This window comes from Streptomyces sp. AM25, assembly GCF_058146165.1.
The window spans coordinates 251,827-272,996 of record NZ_JBKIWN010000004.1; the positions used below are offsets into that span (position 1 = coordinate 251,827).

A 21,170-nucleotide genomic window follows, 5' to 3' on the forward strand; every position below is an offset into this window, starting at 1 on the left:
CGGAACCGCGGAGCACCCATGGAGTGGTGCACCGCGGTTCCGTTGCGGTCGTCTAGGCTCCGGCGGGGGCAGGTCCCCACAAGACTTCGTGGCCGCCCGGCGCACACCCGACGCCCGGCGGTTGGACAGGGAGAAACGACAAGGTGGCAGCACCGAAGAAGGGCCGCAGGTCCCCGGGCGGCCAGGGCAGGCCGGGCAGAGTCCTGGCCTTCATCCTGATCGCCATGGTGGCGCTGACCGGAGGCATGTTCGCCTCCGGGCACACCACGCCGCGGCTGGGCATCGACCTCGCGGGCGGCACCAGCTTCACGCTGGAGGCCAAGAACCAGCCCGGCAGGCCCAACGCGATCAACCAGACCAACATGAACACCGCCGTCGGCATCATCGAGCGGCGTGTGAACGGTCTGGGTGTCTCGGAGGCCGAGGTCCAGACCCAGGGCGGCCGGCACATCATCGTGAACATCCCGCGCGGGACGAACGCGAAGCAGGCCCGTGAGCAGGTGGGCACCACCGCCCAGCTCGGCTTCCGGCCCGTGCTGGTGTCGACCTCCGGTGCCAAGACCCCCGAGCCCACGCCCAGCGCCTCCGGCGGTGCCAAGGACAAGGGTGACAAGAGCAAGCCCTCCGGCTCGCCCTCGCCGTCCGCGAGCGCCAGCACCCAGGGCCGTGCCGTCACCGACGCCCTGAAGGCCTCCGGCCCCTCGGCGACGCCGTCCGCCTCCGCCTCGCAGGACGGCAAGAGCGACGGCAAGAAGGACGACCCGAAGTCGCCCACGCCCAGCCCGTCCGCCACGGACATGGCCTCCCTGCAGAAGAAGCTCGACGCGCTCGACTGCTCCACCAAGGAGGGCCGCTCCGAAGCGGCCAAGGCGGCGTCCAACGCCCTGCCCACCGACACCATCGCCGCGTGCCGCAAGGACGGCGGGGTCAAGGAGATCCTCGGCCCGGTGGCCGTCGAGGGCACCGGCGTCAGCAGCGCCAGCGCCGCCTTCGACAGCCAGAGCGGCAAGGGCTGGCTCGTCCAGCTGAAGTTCACCTCGGCCGGCTCCAAGAAGTTCGCCGCCGTCACCGGCCAGCTGGCCAGCAAGGCCCCGCCGCAGAACCAGTTCGCGATCGTCCTCGACGGCGAGGTCGTCTCCGACCCGTCGGTCAGCACCTCGATCGTCGGCGGCCAGGCGGAGATCTCCGGCAACTTCACCCAGCAGAGCGCCCAGGACCTGGCCAACGTGCTGTCCTACGGTGCCCTGCCGCTGTCCTTCGACGTGGTCAACGAGACCACCGTGACCGCCGCGCTCGGCGGCGAGCAGCTGCACGCCGGTCTGATCGCCGGTGCCATCGGCCTCGCCCTGGTGATCGTCTACCTGGTGGCGTACTACCGCGGTCTCGCGCTCGTCGCCCTCGCCAGCCTCCTGGTCTCGGCGGTCCTCACCTACACGATCATGGTCCTGCTGGGCCCGGCCATCGGCTTCGCGCTGAACCTGCCGGCCGTGTGCGGTGCCATCGTGGCGATCGGCATCACCGCCGACTCGTTCATCGTCTACTTCGAACGCATCCGCGACGAGATCCGCGAGGGCCGCACCCTGCGTCCGGCCGTGGAGCGCGGCTGGCCGCGCGCCCGCCGCACCATCCTCGTCTCGGACTTCGTCTCGTTCCTGGCCGCCGCGGTGCTGTTCATCGTCACCGTCGGCAAGGTGCAGGGCTTCGCGTTCACCCTCGGCCTGACCACGCTGCTCGACGTCGTCGTGGTCTTCCTCTTCACCAAGCCGCTCATGACGATCCTCGCTCGCCGCAAGTTCTTCGCCAACGGCCACCCGTGGTCCGGGCTCGACCCCCAGCGGCTCGGCGTCAAGCCGCCACTGCGGTCCTCCCGCCGCCGTCCCTCCGCCACCGTCGACCCGAAGGAGGCGTGAGATGTCGCGACTCGGCACTCTCGGCGCCCGGCTCTACCGCGGCGAGGTCGGCTACGACTTCGTCGGGAAGCGGAAGATCTGGTACGGCATCTCGATCCTCATCACCATCACGGCCATCGTCGGCCTGTCGGTGCGCGGCCTGAACATGGGCATCGAGTTCAAGGGCGGCGCGGTCTTCACCACGCCCAAGACCTCCGTCTCGGCGGAGCAGGCCCGGCTGACGGCCCAGGACGCCTCCGGGCACGTGGCCACCGTCCAGAAGCTCGGTGACACCACCCTGCGCGTCCAGGTCAGCGAGCTCAGCACGGACCAGTCGCGCAAGACCCAGGAGGCGCTGGCCAAGAAGCTGGACGTCTCGACGGACAAGATCAACACGGACATCGTCGGCCCCAGCTGGGGCGACCAGATCGCCAACAAGGCCTGGACGGGCCTCGGCGTCTTCATGGTCCTCGTGGTGATCTACCTGGCGATCGCCTTCGAGTGGCGCATGGCGCTGGCCGCCCTGATCGCCCTGGTCCACGACCTCACGATCACCGTCGGCATCTACGCCCTGGTCGGCTTCGAGGTCACCCCGGGCACCGTGATCGGTCTGCTGACCATCCTCGGTTACTCGCTCTACGACACCGTCGTCGTCTTCGACGGCCTCAAGGAGAGCGCGAAGGGCATCACCAAGCAGACCCGCTTCACCTACAGCGAGCTCGCCAACCGCAGCCTCAACGGCACCCTGGTGCGCTCGATCAACACCACGGTGGTCGCCCTGCTGCCGGTCGCCGGACTGCTGTTCATCGGCGGCGGCGTCCTGGGCGCGGGCATGCTCAACGACATCTCGCTCGCCCTGTTCGTCGGCCTCGCGGCCGGTGCCTACTCGTCGATCTTCATCGCCACCCCGCTGGTCGCCGACCTCAAGGAGCGCGACCCGCAGATGCGGGCCCTGTCCAAGCGGGTGCTCGCCCGGCGGGCGGCCGCGGCCGCCAAGGCCGACTCCGGCGAGGACACCGGCCTGCCCGACGACGACGCCGATGACGATCCGGAGGACGCCTCCCCGGCCGGTGTCGTGGGACAGCGCCAGGACGGCGGCCGCAGCCGCGGCAACCGCGGCGGTCGCCCCTCGGGGAGGCGCCGGTGAACGCCATCCGCCCCGAGGGCACCGGCCAGGAGCTGCGTGACCTGCTGCTCAGCCGCATCACCGACGTCCCCGACTACCCGAAGCCGGGCGTGATGTTCAAGGACATCACTCCCCTGCTCGCCGACGCCACGGCGTTCGGCGCGCTGACCGAGGCCTTCGCCGAGCTGTGCGAGCGCTTCCAGGCGGACAAGGTCGTCGGCCTGGAGGCCCGCGGCTTCATCCTGGCGGCCCCCGTGGCCGTCCGGTCCGGCCGCGGCTTCGTCCCCGTCCGCAAGGCGGGCAAGCTGCCGGGCGCGACCCTGGCCCAGGCGTACGAGCTGGAGTACGGCACGGCCGAGATAGAGATACACGCGGACGCACTGCAGCCCGGCGACCGGGTGCTCGTCATCGACGACGTCCTGGCCACCGGCGGCACGGCCGAGGCCTCGCTGAAGCTGATCCGCCGGGCGGGCGCCCAGGTGGCGGGTGTCGCCATGCTGATGGAGCTCGGCTTCCTGCCGGGCCGGGAGCGTCTGGAGGCCGTCCTGGAGGGCGCGCCGCTGGAGGTCCTGATCACGGTCTGACCGGCCGACGCACACGTCGAGGCGGGTACCGGGGAGCACCCCGGTGCCCGCCTCCGCCGTTCCCCCGGTCGCCGGGCGAGCGGCGTCCCCCCGGCCGGGATCGATACCATGGCAGTCCGGACGTCCGGACCTGATCGGGGGGCCGGACACCCCTGAGGAGTGCTCTTGCCAGACGAGGCCCAGCCGCTCACCGCCGCCCAGCAGGACAAAACGGCTCGCGAGGCCGCGGCGGCCGCGGGCACGCCCACGGGCCGCCCGCAGGGCGCGGACGGGCCCGCGCCGGCGCCCGCCCCGGACGGGCGCAGCGAGAAGACCGCCGGAGAGGCCCGCCCGGCCCCCGCCCCGGTCCGGTCCGCCCCCGTGCAGGGCCCCGCGCCCCGCCCCGGCTCCTCCAGCCGGGTCCGCGCCCGCCTCGCCCGCCTCGGCGTCCAGCGCCAGAGCCCGTACAACCCCGTGCTCGAACCGCTGCTGCGCATCGTCCGCGGCAACGACCCGAAGGCCGACGTCGCCACCCTGCGCCAGATCGAGCGCGCCTACCAGGTCGCCGAGCGCTGGCACCGCGGCCAGAAGCGCAAGAGCGGCGACCCGTACATCACCCACCCGCTGGCCGTCACCACGATCCTCGCCGAACTGGGCATGGATCCGGCCACGTTGATGGCGGGCCTGCTGCACGACACCGTCGAGGACACCGAGTACGGCCTCGACACCCTGCGCCGCGACTTCGGCGACCAGGTCGCCCTGCTCGTCGACGGCGTCACCAAGCTCGACAAGGTCAAGTTCGGCGAGGCCGCCCAGGCCGAGACCGTGCGCAAGATGGTCGTCGCCATGGCCAAGGACCCGCGCGTCCTGGTCATCAAGCTCGCCGACCGGCTGCACAACATGCGCACCATGCGCTATCTCAAGCGGGAGAAGCAGGAGAAGAAGGCCCGCGAGACGCTGGAGATCTACGCCCCGCTGGCGCACCGGCTGGGCATGAACACCATCAAGTGGGAGCTGGAGGACCTCGCCTTCGCGATCCTCTACCCCAAGATGTACGACGAGATCGTGCGTCTGGTCGCCGAGCGGGCCCCCAAGCGGGACGAGTACCTGGCGACCGTCATCGACGAGGTGCAGTCCGACCTGCGCGCCGCCCGCATCAAGGCCACCGTCACCGGGCGCCCGAAGCACTACTACAGCGTCTACCAGAAGATGATCGTGCGCGGTCGCGACTTCGCCGAGATCTACGACCTGGTGGGCATCCGCGTCCTCGTCGACACCGTCCGCGACTGCTACGCGGCGCTGGGCACCGTCCACGCCCGCTGGAACCCGGTGCCGGGGCGGTTCAAGGACTACATCGCGATGCCCAAGTTCAACATGTACCAGTCGCTGCACACGACGGTCATAGGGCCCAGCGGCAAGCCCGTCGAGCTGCAGATCCGCACCTTCGACATGCACCGCCGCGCCGAGTACGGCATCGCCGCGCACTGGAAGTACAAGCAGGAGGCCGTCGCCGGAGCCTCCAAGATCCGTACCGATGTGCCCAAGCACGCCGGCAAGAACCAGGACACCGTCAACGACATGGCCTGGCTGCGGCAGTTGCTCGACTGGCAGAAGGAGACGGAGGACCCGGGCGAGTTCCTGGAGTCCCTGCGCTTCGACCTCTCCCGCAACGAGGTCTTCGTCTTCACGCCCAAGGGCGACGTCATAGCGCTGCCCGCGGGGGCCACCCCGGTCGACTTCGCGTACGCCGTGCACACCGAGGTCGGCCACCGCACGATAGGCGCGCGGGTCAACGGGCGCCTGGTGCCGCTCGAGTCGACCCTGGACAACGGGGACCTGGTGGAGGTCTTCACCTCCAAGGCCCCCGGCGCCGGCCCCTCGCGCGACTGGCTGGGCTTCGTCAAGTCCCCGCGCGCCCGCAACAAGATCCGCGCATGGTTCTCCAAGGAGCGCCGCGACGAGGCCATCGAGCAGGGCAAGGACGCCATCGCGCGGGCCATGCGCAAGCAGAACCTGCCGATCCAGCGGATCCTGACGGGCGACTCGCTCGTCACCCTCGCGCACGAGATGCGCTACCCCGACATCTCCTCCCTCTACGCCGCCATCGGCGAGGGCCATGTCGCGGCCCAGGGCGTGGTGCAGAAGCTCGTCCAGGCGCTCGGCGGCGAGGACGCGGCGACGGAGGACATCGAGGAGTCCGCCCCGATCCGCACCCGCTCCAAGCGCCGCTCCTCCGCGGACCCGGGCGTGGTCGTCAAGGGCGTCGACGACGTGTGGGTCAAGCTGGCCCGCTGCTGCACGCCCGTCCCGGGCGACCCCATCATCGGCTTCGTGACCCGCGGCAACGGCATCTCCGTGCACCGCGCCGACTGCGTCAACGTCGACTCGCTCTCCCAGCAGCCCGAGCGGATCATCGACGTCGAGTGGGCGCCCACCCAGTCGTCGGTCTTCCTGGTCGCCATCCAGGTGGAGGCCCTGGACCGGTCGCGGCTGCTGTCGGACGTCACGCGCGTGCTGTCGGACCAGCACGTCAACATCCTCTCCGCGGCCGTGCAGACGTCCCGCGACCGGGTGGCCACCTCGCGCTTCACCTTCGAGATGGGCGACCCCAAGCACCTCGGGCACGTGCTGAAGGCGGTGCGCGGCGTCGAGGGCGTCTACGACGTCTACCGCGTGACCTCGGCCCGCAGACCGTAGCCGGACATGAGTAAGGGGCGCCGGCCAATGGCCGGCGCCCCTTACTCATGTGCTGACGGCTCAGCCGCCGAACTCCTCAAGACCCTTCAGGGCCTGGTCCAGCAGCGCCTTGCGGCCCTCCAGTTCCTTGGTGAGCTTGTCCGCCTTGGCGGTGTTGCCCGCGGCACGCGCCTTGTCGGCCTGCTCCTGGAGCTTGTCGACCGCGGCCTGGAGCTGCCCGGTCAGACCGGCCGCACGGGCCCGCGCCTCCGGGTTCGTACGCCGCCACTCCGTCTCCTCGGCGTCCTGGATGGCGCGTTCGACCGCATGCATCCGGCTCTCGATCTTCGGCCGGGCGTCCCGCGGCACGTGGCCGATGGCCTCCCAGCGCTCGTTGATCGAACGGAACGCGGCCCGCGCCGCCTTCAGGTCCGTGACGGGGAGCAGCTTCTCGGCCTCGGCGGCCAGCTCCTCCTTGAGCGTGAGGTTGCCGGACTGCTCGGCGTCGCGCTCGGCGAAGACCTCGCTGCGGGCCTGGAAGAAGACGTCCTGCGCGCCGCGGAAACGGGTCCACAGCTCGTCCTCGGCCTCGCGCTGGGCGCGGCCCGCGGCCTTCCAGTCCTGCATCAGCTCGCGGTAACGGGCGGCCGTGGGGCCCCAGTCCGTGGACCCCGAGAGCGACTCGGCCTCGGCGACCAGCTTCTCCTTGGCCTTGCGGGCGTCCTCGCGCTGCGCGTCCAGCGAGGCGAAGTGCGCCTTGCGCCGCTTGGAGAACGCCGAGCGGGCGTGCGAGAAGCGGTGCCACAGCTCGTCGTCCGTCTTGCGGTCCAGCCGCGGCAGGCCCTTCCAGGTGTCGACCAGGGCGCGCAGCCGCTCGCCGGCCGACCGCCACTGCTCGCTGGCCGCCAGCTCCTCGGCCTCGGCGACCAGCGCCTCCTTGGCCGTACGGGCCTCCTCGGTCTGCTTCGCCTTCGCCGCCTTGCGCTCCTCGCGGCGCGAGTCGACGACCGAGACGAGGGCGTTCAGCCGCTCGCCCAGCGCGGCCAGGTCGCCGACGGCGTGATGCTCGTCGACCTGGGTGCGCAGGTGGTCGATGGCGGTCATCGCGTCCTTGGCCGACAGGTCGGTGGTCCTCACCCGTCGCTCGAGGAGGCCGATCTCGACGACCAGGCCTTCGTACTTGCGCTCGAAGTAAGCGAGAGCCTCCTCCGGGGAACCCGCCTGCCACGAGCCGACGACCTTCTCGCCGTCGGCGGTACGCACGTACACGGTCCCCGTCTCATCGACGCGGCCCCATGGGTCGCTGCTCACAGCGCCTCCTCCACATGATGCCGGGGCCGGCGTGCGGCCCTCGCGCATCGTCCACAGTTGTTCCGGGCGGGGCCGCGCCCCGACCGGTCCGACGGCTTGATCATCTGGGTGCGGGCAGCCGTCGGAGCAGGCACCCTACACAACGCCAACATAGGCGAACGGCGGCCCGGCTGTCCGTATCCCGCGCGACCGAAATTTCGCCTTCCGCGCATCAGGACTTGGTCACGGACGCCTTGTCGATGACGACGGTCGCGTTCGGCGCGCCGTCGCCCGCGCCCGACTGCTCACCGGCACCGGCGATCTTCTTGAGGGTCTTCATGCCCTCCTCGCCGATCGTGCCGAAGGGCGTGTAGTCGGGAGGCAGCGGACTGTCCTGGTAGACGAGGAAGAACTGGCTGCCGCCCGTGTTGCGGCCTTGTCCGGTCTGCGCGTTGTACTGGTTCGCCATCGCGATCGTGCCCGCCGGGTAGACCTTGCCCTTGAGCTTCGGGTCCTTGAGGTTCTCGTCGGGCAGCGTGTAGCCCGGGCCGCCCTGGCCGGTGCCCTTGGGGTCGCCGCACTGCAGGACGTAGATCCCGCCGGTGGTCAGGCGGTGGCACTTGGAGTGGTCGAAGAAGCCCTCGCCGGCGAGGAAGTTGAACGAGTTGACCGTGTGCGGGGCGTTCTCGGCGTCGAGTTTGACGTCGATGGCGCCGCAGGTCGTGTTCAGCTTCATCGCGTACGACGCCGACTTGTCGATGCTCATCTCCGGCTCGGACTTCCACGTCTTCGTGGAGGGCGAGCCCGGCGCCGGCTTGCTGCACGGGTCCGGCTTCGCGGAGGGAGAGGCGTCCGCCGCGGAGTCCGACGTGTCCTTCTTGCTGCTGTCGAAGGCGCCTGCGGCGTACGCGCCGCCGCCCGCGGCGAGCACCGCGGCGAGGCCCGCGGCGATCACCGCGTTGCGCCGGCGGGCCTTGCGCCGGGCCGCCTCGCGGCGCTGCTGCTGCCGCTCGAACTTCTCACGGGCGAGCTGCCGCCGCCGCTGCTCGTTACTGACCACCGGGTCGTCTCCTCGTACCGTCTCGTCCGTGACTGTCGGTGTCACTGTTCGTCTGTCGTGCCACTGAGCCGCGAATCGCAGGTGTGTCCGTACCGTATACGGGTTCGCGGCTGCGGGAGTGGCGCCGGTAGGCTCTGAGGGGGCCGGGCCCCTTCGCCGGGGCTCCCGCCGGATCTCTGCTGGCCGACATTTAAGGACGAACGTGCTCATTGCCGGGTTCCCCGCCGGGGCCTGGGGGACCAACTGTTACCTGGTCGCCCCGGCCGCAGGCGAGGAGTGCGTGATCATCGACCCGGGCCACCAGGCGGCCCAGGGAGTCGAGGAGACGCTGAAGAAGCATCGGCTCAAGCCCGTCGCCGTCGTCCTCACCCACGGCCATCTCGACCACGTCGCCTCGGTCGTCCCGGTGTGCGGCGCCCATGACGTCCCGGCCTGGATCCACCCCGCCGACCGCTACATGATGAGCGACCCGGAGAAGGCGCTCGGCCGCTCCATCGGGGCGCACCTCATGGGCGAGCTGACGGTGGGGGAGCCGGACGACCTCAAGGAGCTGTCCGATGGCGCCCGTCTCGACCTCGCGGGCCTGGAGTTCACCGTCGCGCACGCACCGGGCCATACCAAGGGGTCGGTGACCTTCCGGCTCCCCGAGACCTCCGAGATCCCCTCGGTGTTCTTCTCGGGCGACCTGCTGTTCGCCGGCTCCATCGGACGCACCGACCTGCCCGGCGGTGACCACGCCGAGATCCTCCAGTCGCTGGCCCGTGCGTGCCTGCCGCTCGACGACTCGACCGTGGTGCTGTCCGGCCACGGCCCCCAGACGACCATCGGCCAGGAGCGCGCCACCAACCCCTTCCTGCGGGAAGTGGCCGCCGGCCCTGGAGCCTTCTCCCCGGCTCCGCGACGAGGAATGTGACGAAAGTTTCCGTGAGCACCTTCAAGGCCCCCAAGGGCACCTACGACCTGACCCCGCCCGAGTCCGCGGTCTACCTGGCCGTGCGCGAGGCCATCGCCGCGCCGGTCCGGCGCGCCGGCTACGGCTACATCGAGACCCCCGGCTTCGAGCAGGTCGAGCTGTTCTCCCGCGGCGTCGGCGAGTCCACCGACATCGTGACCAAGGAGATGTACACCCTCACCACGCGCGGCGGCGACCAGCTCGCCCTGCGCCCCGAGGGCACCGCCTCCGTGCTGCGCGCCGCGCTGGAGGCCAACCTCCACAAGGCAGGCAACCTGCCCGTCAAGCTCTGGTACTCCGGCTCGTACTACCGCTACGAGCGCCCGCAGGCCGGCCGGTACCGCCACTTCTCGCAGGTCGGCGCCGAGGCCATCGGCGCCGAGGACCCGGCCCTGGACGCCGAGCTGATCATCCTGGCCGTCGACGCCTACAGGTCGCTGGGCCTGCGGAACTTCCGCCTGCTGCTGAACTCGCTCGGCGACAAGGAGTGCCGCCCCGCCTACCGCGCCGCGCTGCAGGACTTCCTGCGCGGGCTCGACCTGGACGAGGACACCCGCCGCCGCATCGACATCAACCCGCTGCGGGTGCTGGACGACAAGCGCGAGGCCGTGCAGAAGCAGCTCGTGGGCGCCCCCATGCTCCGCGACCACCTGTGCGAGGCCTGCAAGGCCTACCACGAGCAGGTGCGCGAGCTGCTGACCGCGGCGGGCGTCGCCTTCGAGGACGACCTCAAGCTGGTCCGCGGCCTCGACTACTACACCCGGACCACCTTCGAGTTCGTCCACGACGGCCTCGGCTCGCAGTCCGCCGTCGGCGGCGGCGGGCGCTACGACGGCCTGTCCGAGATGATCGGCGGCCCCGCGCTGCCGTCCGTCGGCTGGGCGCTGGGCGTCGACCGCACGGTCCTGGCGCTCAAGGCCGAGGGCATCGAGCTCGAACTGCCCGCCCCCACCCAGGTCTTCGCGGTGCCGCTCGGCGAGGAGGCCCGCACGAAGCTCTTCGGCCTCGTGACGGAGCTGCGCCGTGCGGGCGTCGCCACCGACTTCGCCTTCGGCGGCAAGGGTCTGAAGAACGCCATGAAGTCGGCCAACCGCTCGGGCGCGCGCTACGCGCTCGTCGCGGGCGAGCGGGACCTGGCGGAAGGTGTGGTGCAGATCAAGGATCTGGAAAGCGGCGAACAGCGGTCCGTCGCCTTCGACACCGTCGTGAGTGAACTCCTGGCTGCACAGGGCTGATTGTCAGGCCCCTGGGGCACAATGGGTGCAACGACCGACTGATGGGACCCACGGCACTATGACCACTTCGGCACTGGATCGTTCCGACACCGACGGCGTGGAGCGGGACGGGCCCGCCTCGGGTGCCGTGGGCGGCAGCCGGGCCTTCGCCTGGATGCTGGTGATCACCAGTGCCGCGGGGGTGCTCGCGTCCTGGGTCATCACGCTCGACAAGTTCAAGCTGCTGGAGGACCCGAACTTCGTCCCCGGCTGCAGCCTCAACCCCATCGTCTCCTGCGGCAACATCATGTCGAGCCATCAGGCCAAGGCCTTCGGGTTCCCCAACCCGATGCTCGGGCTCGTCTGTTACGGCGTGATCCTCGCGGTCGGTACGGGCCTGCTGGCCGGTGCCCGCTACCGCCGCTGGTACTGGCTGGGTATGCAGGCCGGCTGCCTCTTCGGCGTCGGCTTCGTCTCCTGGCTGCAGTACCAGTCGCTGTACGTCATCGGGTCGCTGTGCCTGTGGTGCTGCCTGGCCTGGGTCGCCACGATCGTGATGTTCTGGTACGTCACCGTGCAGAACGTCCGGCACGGCTTCCTGCCCGCGTCGGCCGGGCTCAAGCGGATGCTGCTGGAGTTCCACTGGGTGCTGCCGGTGCTGCACGTCGGCATCATCGGGATGCTGATCCTCACCAAGTGGTGGTGGTTCTGGACGGGCGGCACGGCCTGACCGCCCGCCTCCCGCAGCTGTCTTGATCAACGCCGTCGGACCTCCCGGTCCGGCGGCGTTGTCAGTGCTGTGGCTTAGGGTTTCGGACGTGGAGCCCGACCTGTTCACCGCAGCTGCAGAGGACCGCCAGGAGAAGGACCCGGCCGGCAGTCCTCTGGCCGTCCGTATGCGCCCCCGCACGCTCGACGAGGTCGTCGGGCAGGGCCACCTGCTCAAGCCGGGCGCGCCCCTGCGCCGGCTGGTGGGGGAGGGGAACGGCGGCCCCGCCGGGCCGTCCTCGGTGATCCTCTGGGGCCCGCCCGGCATCGGCAAGACGACCCTCGCCTACGTCGTCAGCCAGGCCACCAACAAGCGCTTCGTGGAGCTCTCCGCGATCACCGCCGGCGTCAAGGAGGTCCGGGCCGTCATCGACGGGGCCCGCCGCGCCTCCGGGGGGTACGGCAAGGAGACGGTCCTCTTCCTGGACGAGATCCACCGCTTCAGCAAGGCCCAGCAGGACTCCCTGCTGCCGGCCGTCGAGAACCGCTGGGTCACCCTCATCGCGGCGACCACGGAGAACCCGTACTTCTCGGTCATCTCCCCGCTGCTCTCCCGCTCCCTGCTGCTGACCCTCCAGGCCCTCACGGACGACGACCTGCGCGGCCTCGTCCACCGCGCGCTCACCGACGAGCGGGGGCTCGGCGGCGCGGTGACCCTCGGCGAGGACGCGGAGGCGCACCTGCTGCGCATCGCCGGCGGAGACGCCCGGCGTGCCCTCACCGCCCTGGAGGCGGGCGCGGGCTCGGCCATCGCCAAGGGCGAGGCCGAGATCACCCTGGAGACCCTGGAGGACTCCGTCGACCGCGCGGCGGTGAAGTACGACCGTGCCGGTGACCAGCACTACGACGTCGCCAGCGCGCTCATCAAGTCCATCCGCGGCTCGGACGTCGACGCCACGCTGCACTACCTGGCCCGGATGATCGAGGCCGGGGAGGACCCCCGGTTCATCGCCCGGCGGCTGATGATCTCGGCGAGCGAGGACGTCGGCCTGGCCGACCCCACGGCCCTGCAGACGGCCGTGGCCGGCGCCCAGGCCGTGGCGCTCATCGGCTTCCCGGAGGCCCGCATCGTCCTGAGCCAGGTCGCCGTGGCGCTGGCCCTGGCGCCCAAGTCCAACGCCGCGTACCTGGCCATCGACGCCGCCCTCGCCGACGTCCGGGCGGGTCTCGCCGGGCCCGTGCCGCCGCACCTGCGCGACGGGCACTACAAGGGTGCGGAGAAGCTGGGGCACGCGCAGGGGTACGTGTACCCGCACGACGTGCCGGGAGGGATCGCCACGCAGCAGTACGCGCCGGACGCGGTCCACGGCAAGCGGTACTACGAGCCGACGCGGTACGGGGCCGAGGCGAGGTACGCCGACGTCGTCGAGCGGGTGCGGGGCCGCCTGCGCGGCGGGTCGGAGGGCTGAGGAGCCCCTACTCCAGCGCCGCCTCGAACAGCGTGTGCATCGCCCTGCGGAGCCCCGCGATGTCGCGGACCGGCGCCGGGAACTCGAAGCGGGCGTCGAAGGAGCGGTCCGCCGCCGTGCCGTCGCCCCGGGCGCGGGTGAAGCGCACGCGGAAGCCGAAGCGGTCCAGGGCCAGCGGCACGGCGCGGTCGCCCGCGGTGCGGGCGCCGTCGGCCCGCTCGCCCAGCAGCGAATAGAGGCCGAGCATCTGCTCGTCGTGGGACGCGTGCAGGTGCTGCAGCAGCTCCGTCTCGTACTCCGCCAGCGGATCGGCGGCGGCCCGGGTGAACTCGTCCGGCTCGGCGTTCTCCACACCCCACAGGTCGTCCACGCAGATGTCGCCGAGCTCCAGCCGCAGCACCATCCGCCCCGGCTCGGCGACCCCGGGCAGGCAGGTCAGCCAGCCGGAGAGCCAGGCGCGGCCGCGGATCCGGTCGGGCACCGAGACGGGGGCCACGTCGGTCAGCTCCAGGACGGCCGTCAGCTCGTCGTCCACCGCGTGGGTGGCGGCCCGGACGGCCGGGGAGTCGGCGGGGAACACCAGCAGGATCTCGCCGTCGGGGCCCACCGTGCGGGCCTCGGGAACGAGCAGGTCGGATCGCATGGCGTCGAGGCCGGGGATCAACAGTGCTCCGGAGCATGTACTCTGTACGAGAGTTCGTGTGCGCTCGGCTGCTGACGGCATCCGTGCGATTTCAAGTCCGCTGGGACGCGGCTGACCACGATCTGATCGGACCTCCGTCATGTCGACGCCATCGAGAGCGTCGGCTTTCTTCGTGCTGTCCGTGATGTGACTGGTGTTCCCCGGACGAGACATGCGATCTCCTTGAGTAAGGTGAGCCTAACCTAACCTACAACGGAGGTCTGGAGAACGTGCCTAACCAGTCGCGTCCCAAGGTCAAGAAGTCCCGTGCACTCGGCATCGCCCTGACGCCGAAGGCCGTCAAGTACTTCGAGGCCCGCCCCTACCCGCCGGGCGAGCACGGCCGTGGCCGCAAGCAGAACTCGGACTACAAGGTCCGTCTGCTCGAGAAGCAGCGTCTGCGCGCCCAGTACGACATCAGCGAGCGCCAGATGGCCCGCGCCTACGACCGCGCCAAGAAGGCCGAGGGCAAGACGGGTGAGGCCCTGGTGGTCGAGCTCGAGCGCCGCCTCGACGCCCTGGTCCTGCGTTCGGGCATCGCCCGCACCATCTACCAGGCCCGTCAGATGGTCGTCCACGGCCACATCGAGGTCAACGGCGGCAAGGTCGACAAGCCGTCCTTCCGCGTCCGCCCCGACGACGTCGTGATGGTCCGCGAGCGCAGCCGCTCCAAGGCCCTCTTCGAGGTCGCCCGCGCCGGCGGCTTCGCCGCCGACGGTGAGACCCCGCGCTACCTCCAGGTGAACCTGGCCGCCCTGGCCTTCCGCCTGGACCGTGAGCCGAACCGCAAGGAGATCCCCGTGATCTGCGACGAGCAGCTCGTCGTCGAGTACTACGCCCGTTGATCCGGTCGTAGAGCTCACCTTCTGCTCAGCCCGTCGTCTCCCGGCCCCTGCGGCCGGCGAGCCGGCGGGCTTGTGCGTTCCCGGCCCCGTCCGCCCCGCCCTGCTGCGCACGGTAATGCGGTACGGCCCCGCAGGTCCGGCGCGATAAGGTCGGAACCCGACGTTTAGTGAGATGCAACAGCAGGGAGCGGTGCAGCGTGTCCGGTGGAGAGGTGGCCGGGATCCTCGTGGCCGTCTTCTGGGCGATCCTCGTCTCGTTCATCGCCCTGGTGCTGGTCCGCCTCGCGCAGACGCTGAAGGCGGCCACCAGGCTGGTCGCCGAGGTCACCGAGCAGGCCGTGCCGCTGCTGGCCGACGCCTCCGCGACCGTGCGCTCCGCCAACACCCAGCTGGCCCGCGTCGACTCGATCGCCGCGGACGTCCAGGAGGTCACGGCGAACGCCTCGGCGCTGTCCTCGACCGTCTCCTCCGCCTTCGGCGGGCCGCTGGTCAAGGTCGCGGCCTTCGGCTACGGCGTCCGCCGGGCGATGGGCCGCCGCGAGAAGGACGCCCCGCAGAGCACCGTCTTCGTCGGCAAGAGCCTGCCGTCCGCCCGGCGCGGCAGCCGCCGTACCCGTGGGAAGGGTTGACCCCAGAAATGTTTCGCCGCGCCTTCTGGTTCACCACCGGTGTCGCCGCCGGTGTGTGGGCCACGACCAAGGTCAACCGCACGCTGAACAAGCTCACGCCGGAGAGCCTGGCCCTGCAGGCCGCGGACCGCGCGGTCGTCGCGGGCCGCCGGGTCAAGCTCTTCGCACTGGACGTCGCGGACGGCATGGCGCACCGCGAGGCGGCGCTCAAGGACGCGCTCGGGCTGAGCGCGCCGGAGCCGGAGCCCGGCCACCGCGCACTGCCCGGTCAGCGCCCGCAGGGCGCCCCCGTCCGGCAGCGCACCCAGCTTCACTCGCCCCACACCTACAACTCGACCAACTCGACCCGGAAAGAGGACCACTGATGGAGTCGGCTGAAATCCGCCGCCGCTGGCTGCGCTTCTTCGAGGAGCGCGGGCACACCGTCGTGCCGTCGGCGTCGCTCATCGCGGACGACCCGACGCTGCTGCTGGTCCCCGCGGGCATGGTGCCCTTCAAGCCCTACTTCCTGGGTGAGGTCAAGCCGCCCTTCCCGCGCGCCACCAGCGTGCAGAAGTGCGTCCGCACGCCGGACATCGAAGAGGTCGGCAAGACGACCCGGCACGGCACGTTCTTCCAGATGTGCGGCAACTTCTCCTTCGGCGACTACTTCAAGGAAGGCGCCATCAAGCTTTCCTGGGAGCTGCTGACGACGCCGGTCGCCGACGGCGGCTTCGGTCTGGAGCCGGAGAAGCTCTGGATCACCGTCTACCAGGACGACGACGAGGCCGAGCAGATCTGGCGGGACGTCGTCGGCGTCCCCGCCGAGCGGATCCAGCGCCTGGGCAAGAAGGACAACTTCTGGTCCATGGGCGTCCCCGGCCCCTGCGGCCCCTGCTCCGAGATCAACTACGACCGCGGCCCCGAGTTCGGCGCCGAGGGCGGCCCGGCCGTCAACGACGAGCGGTACGTGGAGATCTGGAACCTGGTCTTCATGCAGTACGAGCGCGGTGAGGGCGCCGGCAAGGAGGAGTTCCCGATCCTCGGGGACCTGCCGAGCAAGAACATCGACACGGGCCTCGGCCTCGAGCGCCTGGCGATGATCCTGCAGGGCGTGCAGAACATGTACGAGACCGACACCCTGCGCGTCGTCATGGACAAGGCCACCGAGCTGACCGGCGTCCGCTACGGCGCCGCCCACGACACGGACGTCTCGCTGCGCGTGGTCGCCGACCACATGCGCACGTCCACCATGCTCATCGGCGACGGCGTCACCCCCGGCAACGAGGGCCGCGGCTACGTCCTGCGCCGCATCATGCGCCGCGCCATCCGCAACATGCGCCTGCTGGGCGCCACCGGCCCCGTCGTCGGCGAGCTCGTCGACACCGTCATCAAGACGATGGGCGAGCAGTACCCGGAGCTGGAGACGGACCGCAAGCGCATCGAGACCGTCGCGCTCGCCGAGGAGGCCGCCTTCCTCAAGACGCTGAAGGCCGGCACCAACATCCTCGACTCGGCCGTCACCGAGACGAAGGCCGGCGGCGGCACCGTCCTGGCCGGCGAGAAGGCCTTCCTGCTCCACGACACCTGGGGCTTCCCGATCGACCTCACCCTGGAGATGGCCGCCGAGCAGGGCCTGTCGGTGGACGAGACCGGTTTCCGCCGCCTGATGAAGGAGCAGCGGGACCGCGCCAAGGCCGACGCCATGGTGAAGAAGAGCGGCCACGCCGACCTCTCCGCCTACCGCATCCTGGCCGACGAGTCCGGCGAGACCTCCTTCACGGGCTACTCCCACACCGAGAACGAGGCCACGGTCGTCGGTCTGCTGGTGGACGGCGTGCCCTCGCCCGCCGCCACCGAGGGCGACGAGGTCGAGGTCGTCCTCGACCGCACCCCCTTCTACGCCGAGGGCGGCGGCCAGCTCGCCGACCAGGGCCGGATCAGGCTCGACAACGGCGCGGTCATCGAGGTCCGCGACGTGCAGAAGCCGGTTCCGGGCGTCAGCGTGCACAAGGGCGTCGTCCAGGTCGGCGAGGTCACGCTCGGCGCATCCGCCTACGCCGCCATCGATGTGACGCGCCGTCGGGCCATCGCCCGTGCCCACAGCGCCACCCACCTCACCCACCAGGCGCTGCGCGACGCCCTCGGCCCGACGGCCGCCCAGGCCGGTTCGGAGAACTCGCCCGGCCGCTTCCGCTTCGACTTCGGCTCGCCCGCCGCCGTGCCCGGCAGCGTGCTCACCGACGTCGAGCAGAAGATCAACGAGGTCCTCTCCCGTGAACTCGAGGTCCACGCCGAGGTCATGAGCCTGGACGAGGCCAAGAAGGCCGGTGCCATCGCCGAGTTCGGCGAGAAGTACGGCGAGCGCGTGCGCGTCGTGACCATCGGCGACTTCTCCAAGGAGCTGTGCGGCGGTACGCACGTCGCCAACACCGCCCAGCTGGGCCTGGTGAAGCTGCTCGGCGAGTCCTCGATCGGCTCCGGTGTGCGCCGCGTCGAGGCCCTGGTCGGTGCCGACGCCTACAACTTCCTGGCCAAGGAGCACACGGTCGTCGCCCAGCTGACCGAGCTGGTCAAGGGCCGCCCGGAGGAGCTGCCGGAGAAGATCTCCGGAATGCTCGCCAAGCTCCGCGAGGCCGAGAAGGAGATCGAGCGCTTCCGCGCCGAGAAGGTCCTGCAGGCCGCCGCCGGTCTGGCCGAGGGCGCCAAGGACGTCCGCGGCGTGGCCCTGGTGACGGGTCGGGTGGCCGACGGCACGGGCGCCGACGACCTGCGCAAGCTGGTCCTCGACGTGCGCGGCCGGATCAACGGCGGCCGCCCGGCCGTCGTCGCCCTGTTCACGGTGGCCAACGGCCGTCCGCTGACGGTGATCGCCACCAACGACGCCGCCCGCGAGCGCGGTCTGAAGGCCGGTGACCTGGTGCGCACGGCCGCCAAGACCCTCGGCGGCGGTGGCGGCGGCAAGCCGGACGTCGCCCAGGGCGGCGGCCAGAACCCGGAGGCCGTCGGCGAGGCCATGGCCGCCGTCGAGCGTCTCGTCGCGGAAGCGGCCTGATCGCGGTGCGACGCGGCAGGCGCATCGCCGTGGATGTCGGGGACGCCCGGATCGGGGTCGCCTCGTGCGACCCCGACGGGGTCCTCGCCACCCCGGTGGAGACCGTTCCCGGCCGGGACATCCCGCAGGCCCACAAGCGGCTGGCGGCGATCGTCGCGGAGTACGAGCCCATCGAGGTCGTCGTCGGCCTGCCCCGCTCGCTCAGCGGGCGGGAGGGCCCGGCGGCCGCCAAGGTGCGGGCCTTCGCCCGGGAGATGGCCCGGCGCGTCGCGCCGGTCCCGGTCCGGCTGGTCGACGAGCGGATGACAACCGTCACAGCGGCGCAGGGGCTGCGGGCCTCGGGCGTCAGCTCCAAGAAGGGCCGGTCGGTGGTGGATCAGGCCGCGGCCGTGGTGATCCTCCAGAACGCCCTGGAGACCGAGAAGGTCTCGGGGCGGCCCCCGGGCGAGGCCGTCGACGTGGTCATCTGATCGCAATACGGTAACGTTCCGCGCGACATGGCAGCTGTTCGAATCTCTGCCGGGCAGGACGAGATATCGGACCTGCGCTCCGCGAGGCTTCAAGGGGCGCTCATCGGCTGCCGCTGTGCGGCACTAGGGGATAGATGACTGAGTACGGCCGGGGTCCCGGCTCCCAACCGTGGCACCCCGAGGATCCCCTGTACGGGGACCAGGGGTACGCCGGGCAGCAGTACCCCGCGCAGCAGCAGGTGCAGCAGCAGCCCTACGGCCAGCAGCACTACCCCGGTCAGCAGCAGTACGGCTGGGACCCCTCGCAGGACACGGGGGGTCCCTACGCCGCACAGCCCGGCGCGGTCCCGTACACCGAGCAGCACACCGGCACGTATCCGGTCGGCCAGCCTGTGGAACAGCACGTGGACCACTACGGCCACACCGACCCCTACCCGCCGCAGGAGCAGACGGGGCAGCACCACGTCCCGTACGTCGGCGAGCAGCGCACCGCCGAGGCGGAGCCCGCGGACGACCGGATCTCCCTCTTCGACGACCCGGCCGAGGCCCCGGCGGTCCCCGTCGGCGACGAGGACGGGGACGAACCGGCGGGCGAGCGCAGGCGCGGCCGGGAGCGGCGCTCGAAGAAGCCCAAGAAGCGCCGCAGCGGCACCGCCTGTCTGCTGGTCGCCGTGGTGCTGGTCGGCGGTGTGGGCGGCGCGGGGTACCTGGGGTACGACTACTGGCAGGCCCACTTCGGCCCGGCGCCCGACTTCGAGGGCGAGGGCGACGGCCAGGTCCAGGTCACGATCCCCAAGGGGTCGAGCCTGACCGAGATGGGCCAGATCCTGGAGAAGAACGGCGTCGTCAAGAGCGCCCGCGCGTTCGCCGAGGCGGCCGACAAGAGTGCCAAGGGCAAGGGCATCCAGCCGGGCACGTACAGCCTGCGCAAGGAGATGTCGGCGCAGGCGGCCATCGCGATGATGAGCGACAACACCAACTTCCTCACCTTCGGCGAGGGCACCCGGGCCGTCGACGTCTACGCGTCGATCGACAAGAAGCTCGACCTCAAGCCCGGCACGACCAAGGACGTCGCCAAGGACCAGGCGAAGAACCTGGGGCTGCCGGACTGGGCGAACGACGACGCGAAGATCAAGGACCCGCTGGAGGGCTTCCTCTTCCCGTCGCAGTACAACGCGGGCAAGGGCACCAAGCCGGAGGACATCCTGCGCCAGATGGTGGCCCGCGCGAAGGACAACTACGCGCAGCAGGACCTGGACGGCAAGGCCAAGGAGCTCGGCCTGAAGTCGCCCATGCAGCTCGTCACGGTGGCCAGTCTGGTGCAGGCCGAGGGCGTGACGCACGACGACTTCCGCAAGATGGCGCGGGTCGTCTACAACCGTCTCAAGCCCACCAACACCGAGACGAACGGCAAGCTGCAGTTCGACTCGACCTTCAACTACCTCAAGAACCAGAGCAAGATCAACATCGGGACGGCGGAGATCCATTCCGACCAGGACCCGTACAACACCTACGTGCACAAGGGGCTGCCGCCCGGCCCCATCGGCAACCCGGGCATGGTGGCCCTGCAGGCGGCCATGGACCCGGAGCCGGGGGACTGGTACTACTTCGTCTCCATCGACGGCAAGACGCAGTTCGCCAACACCCTTGCCGAGCACGACAAGCTCGTCCGCGAGTTCAACGACAGCCAGAAAAAGAAGAAGCAGGGATGAGTGACCTGACGCAGCACCGCCGCCGCGCGGCGGTGCTCGGTTCGCCGATCGCCCACTCGCTCTCCCCGGTGCTGCACCGGGCCGCCTATGCCGAACTGGGCCTGCAGGACTGGGCGTACGACCGCTTCGAGGTCGACGAGGCCGCGCTGCCCGCCTTCCTGGAGGGGCTCGGCGGCGAGTGGGCCGGGCTGTCCCTGACCATGCCGCTCAAGCGCGCGGTCATCCCGCTGCTGGACGAGGTCAGCGCCACCGCCCGCTCGGTGGAGGCCGTCAACACCGTCGTGTTCACCGAGGACGGCCGGCGCCTCGGCGACAACACCGACATCCCCGGCATCGCGGCCGCCCTGCACGAGCGGGGCGTCGAGAAGACCGGCTCCGCCGCCGTCCTCGGCGCCGGGGCCACCGCCTCCTCCGCCCTCGCCGCGCTCGCCCGCATCTGCACCGGCGAGGTCACCGTCTACGTCCGCAGCGCGGAGCGCGCCGCCGAGATGCGGCGGTGGGGCGAGCGGCTCGGCGTCCCCGTGCGCACGGCCGACTGGGCGGACGCCGCCGAGGCCTTCGCCGCCCCGCTGGTCGTGGCCACCACCCCCGCCGGCGCCACCGACGCCCTGGCGGCCTCCGTGCCCGAGCGGCCCGGCACGCTCTTCGACGTGCTCTACGAGCCGTGGCCGACCCCGTTGGCCGCCGCGTGGCACCAGCGCGGCGGCGCCGTCGTCGGCGGCCTGGACCTGCTGGTGCACCAGGCGGTCCTCCAGGTCGAGCAGATGACCGGCCGCGCCCCGGGCCCGCTGGCCGCGATGCGCGCCGCGGGCGAGGCCGCGCTGGCCGCCCGCGGCCGCTGACGGCGTCCC

18 protein-coding genes are annotated in these 21,170 nt (G+C 71.1%); 15 read left to right on the forward strand and 3 right to left on the reverse strand.

The window, feature by feature from the left end; translation table 11 throughout:
* Positions 1–143: 143 nt before the first annotated feature.
* The 4 genes from secD to ACLHRZ_RS07340 all read left to right on the forward strand — a co-directional run bounded on the left by secD (position 144) and on the right by ACLHRZ_RS07340 (position 6,275).
* Positions 144–1,910, forward strand: a complete 1,767-nt coding sequence (secD, locus tag ACLHRZ_RS07325) for a protein translocase subunit SecD (RefSeq protein WP_490417444.1) — start codon at positions 144–146, stop codon at positions 1,908–1,910.
* 1 nt (position 1,911) lies between these two features.
* Positions 1,912–3,036 carry a protein translocase subunit SecF gene (gene secF, locus ACLHRZ_RS07330; RefSeq protein WP_490417445.1) on the forward strand — a complete coding sequence of 375 codons (1,125 nt, stop codon included), beginning with the start codon at positions 1,912–1,914 and terminating at the stop codon, positions 3,034–3,036.
* Entirely contained in the window at positions 3,033–3,599 is a 567-nt protein-coding gene (locus tag ACLHRZ_RS07335) for an adenine phosphoribosyltransferase (RefSeq protein ID WP_490417446.1), read from the forward strand. The genes secF and ACLHRZ_RS07335 overlap by 4 nt, the downstream gene beginning before the upstream one ends.
* Positions 3,600–3,764: 165 nt before the next feature.
* On the forward strand, positions 3,765–6,275 hold the full coding sequence (locus ACLHRZ_RS07340; RefSeq protein ID WP_490417447.1) for a RelA/SpoT family protein: 2,511 nt from the start codon (positions 3,765–3,767) through the stop codon (positions 6,273–6,275).
* A gap of 60 nt (positions 6,276–6,335) precedes the next feature.
* Here the strand turns inward: ACLHRZ_RS07340 and ACLHRZ_RS07345 are convergent, their stop codons facing one another.
* Together ACLHRZ_RS07345 and ACLHRZ_RS07350 are read right to left on the reverse strand one after the other, a co-directional pair.
* Positions 6,336–7,565: a DUF349 domain-containing protein gene (locus ACLHRZ_RS07345; RefSeq protein WP_490417448.1), complete on the reverse strand. Its 1,230-nt coding sequence runs from the start codon at positions 7,563–7,565 to the stop codon at positions 6,336–6,338.
* 211 nt (positions 7,566–7,776) lie between these two features.
* On the reverse strand, positions 7,777–8,604 hold the full coding sequence (locus ACLHRZ_RS07350; protein ID WP_490417491.1) for a peptidylprolyl isomerase: 828 nt from the start codon (positions 8,602–8,604) through the stop codon (positions 7,777–7,779).
* 202 nt (positions 8,605–8,806) lie between these two features.
* Between ACLHRZ_RS07350 and ACLHRZ_RS07355 the strand changes: the two genes are divergently transcribed.
* The 4 genes from ACLHRZ_RS07355 to ACLHRZ_RS07370 all read left to right on the forward strand — a co-directional run bounded on the left by ACLHRZ_RS07355 (position 8,807) and on the right by ACLHRZ_RS07370 (position 12,947).
* Positions 8,807–9,517: an MBL fold metallo-hydrolase gene (locus ACLHRZ_RS07355; protein ID WP_490417449.1), complete on the forward strand. Its 711-nt coding sequence runs from the start codon at positions 8,807–8,809 to the stop codon at positions 9,515–9,517.
* A gap of 11 nt (positions 9,518–9,528) precedes the next feature.
* Complete coding sequence (hisS, locus tag ACLHRZ_RS07360) at positions 9,529–10,791, forward strand: histidine--tRNA ligase (RefSeq protein WP_490417450.1); 1,263 nt, start codon at positions 9,529–9,531, stop codon at positions 10,789–10,791.
* Positions 10,792–10,849: 58 nt separating this feature from the next.
* Positions 10,850–11,500: a vitamin K epoxide reductase family protein gene (locus ACLHRZ_RS07365; protein ID WP_490417451.1), complete on the forward strand. Its 651-nt coding sequence runs from the start codon at positions 10,850–10,852 to the stop codon at positions 11,498–11,500.
* A gap of 88 nt (positions 11,501–11,588) precedes the next feature.
* Positions 11,589–12,947 (forward strand): replication-associated recombination protein A, encoded by a 1,359-nt coding sequence (locus ACLHRZ_RS07370; protein ID WP_490417452.1) that lies wholly within the window; start codon positions 11,589–11,591, stop codon positions 12,945–12,947.
* Between the two features lie 7 nt (positions 12,948–12,954).
* On the opposite strand, the gene ACLHRZ_RS07375 is transcribed toward ACLHRZ_RS07370, so the two are convergent.
* Positions 12,955–13,671, reverse strand: coding sequence for a DUF2470 domain-containing protein (locus tag ACLHRZ_RS07375; RefSeq protein ID WP_490417453.1), 717 nt, complete (start codon positions 13,669–13,671; stop codon positions 12,955–12,957).
* A gap of 188 nt (positions 13,672–13,859) precedes the next feature.
* Here ACLHRZ_RS07375 and rpsD point away from each other — a divergent pair, with 188 nt between their 5' ends.
* The 7 genes from rpsD (at position 13,860) to ACLHRZ_RS07410 (ending at position 21,161) form a co-directional block, all read left to right on the forward strand.
* Positions 13,860–14,474, forward strand: coding sequence for a 30S ribosomal protein S4 (gene rpsD, locus ACLHRZ_RS07380; protein WP_490417454.1), 615 nt, complete (start codon positions 13,860–13,862; stop codon positions 14,472–14,474).
* 197 nt (positions 14,475–14,671) lie between these two features.
* Entirely contained in the window at positions 14,672–15,103 is a 432-nt protein-coding gene (locus tag ACLHRZ_RS07385; protein WP_490417455.1) for a DUF948 domain-containing protein, read from the forward strand.
* 8 nt (positions 15,104–15,111) lie between these two features.
* Positions 15,112–15,468, forward strand: coding sequence for a DUF6167 family protein (locus tag ACLHRZ_RS07390; protein ID WP_490417456.1), 357 nt, complete (start codon positions 15,112–15,114; stop codon positions 15,466–15,468).
* On the forward strand, positions 15,468–18,137 hold the full coding sequence (gene alaS / locus ACLHRZ_RS07395) for an alanine--tRNA ligase (RefSeq protein ID WP_490417457.1): 2,670 nt from the start codon (positions 15,468–15,470) through the stop codon (positions 18,135–18,137). The genes ACLHRZ_RS07390 and alaS overlap by 1 nt, the downstream gene beginning before the upstream one ends.
* Positions 18,138–18,142: 5 nt before the next feature.
* Complete coding sequence (ruvX, locus tag ACLHRZ_RS07400; RefSeq protein WP_490417458.1) at positions 18,143–18,607, forward strand: Holliday junction resolvase RuvX; 465 nt, start codon at positions 18,143–18,145, stop codon at positions 18,605–18,607.
* A 134-nt stretch (positions 18,608–18,741) separates the two neighbouring features.
* Positions 18,742–20,319: an endolytic transglycosylase MltG gene (mltG, locus tag ACLHRZ_RS07405; RefSeq protein ID WP_490417459.1), complete on the forward strand. Its 1,578-nt coding sequence runs from the start codon at positions 18,742–18,744 to the stop codon at positions 20,317–20,319.
* Positions 20,316–21,161 carry a shikimate dehydrogenase gene (locus tag ACLHRZ_RS07410; protein ID WP_490417460.1) on the forward strand — a complete coding sequence of 282 codons (846 nt, stop codon included), beginning with the start codon at positions 20,316–20,318 and terminating at the stop codon, positions 21,159–21,161. The genes mltG and ACLHRZ_RS07410 overlap by 4 nt, the downstream gene beginning before the upstream one ends.
* The last annotated feature ends 9 nt before the right edge of the window (positions 21,162–21,170 follow it).

Excerpts from the sequence above, each read along its gene's own strand:
- secF (WP_490417445.1), top strand. The coding sequence starts at position 1,912 with ATGTCGCGACTCGGCACTCTCGGCGCCCGGCTCTACCGCGGCGAGGTC.
- ACLHRZ_RS07365 (WP_490417451.1), top strand. The coding sequence starts at position 10,850 with ATGACCACTTCGGCACTGGATCGTTCCGACACCGACGGCGTGGAGCGG.
- ACLHRZ_RS07375 (WP_490417453.1), bottom strand. The coding sequence starts at position 13,671 with ATGCCGTCAGCAGCCGAGCGCACACGAACTCTCGTACAGAGTACATGC.
- ACLHRZ_RS07390 (WP_490417456.1), top strand. The coding sequence starts at position 15,112 with ATGTTTCGCCGCGCCTTCTGGTTCACCACCGGTGTCGCCGCCGGTGTG.
- alaS (WP_490417457.1), top strand. The coding sequence starts at position 15,468 with ATGGAGTCGGCTGAAATCCGCCGCCGCTGGCTGCGCTTCTTCGAGGAG.
- mltG (WP_490417459.1), top strand. The coding sequence starts at position 18,742 with ATGACTGAGTACGGCCGGGGTCCCGGCTCCCAACCGTGGCACCCCGAG.
- ACLHRZ_RS07410 (WP_490417460.1), top strand. The coding sequence starts at position 20,316 with ATGAGTGACCTGACGCAGCACCGCCGCCGCGCGGCGGTGCTCGGTTCG.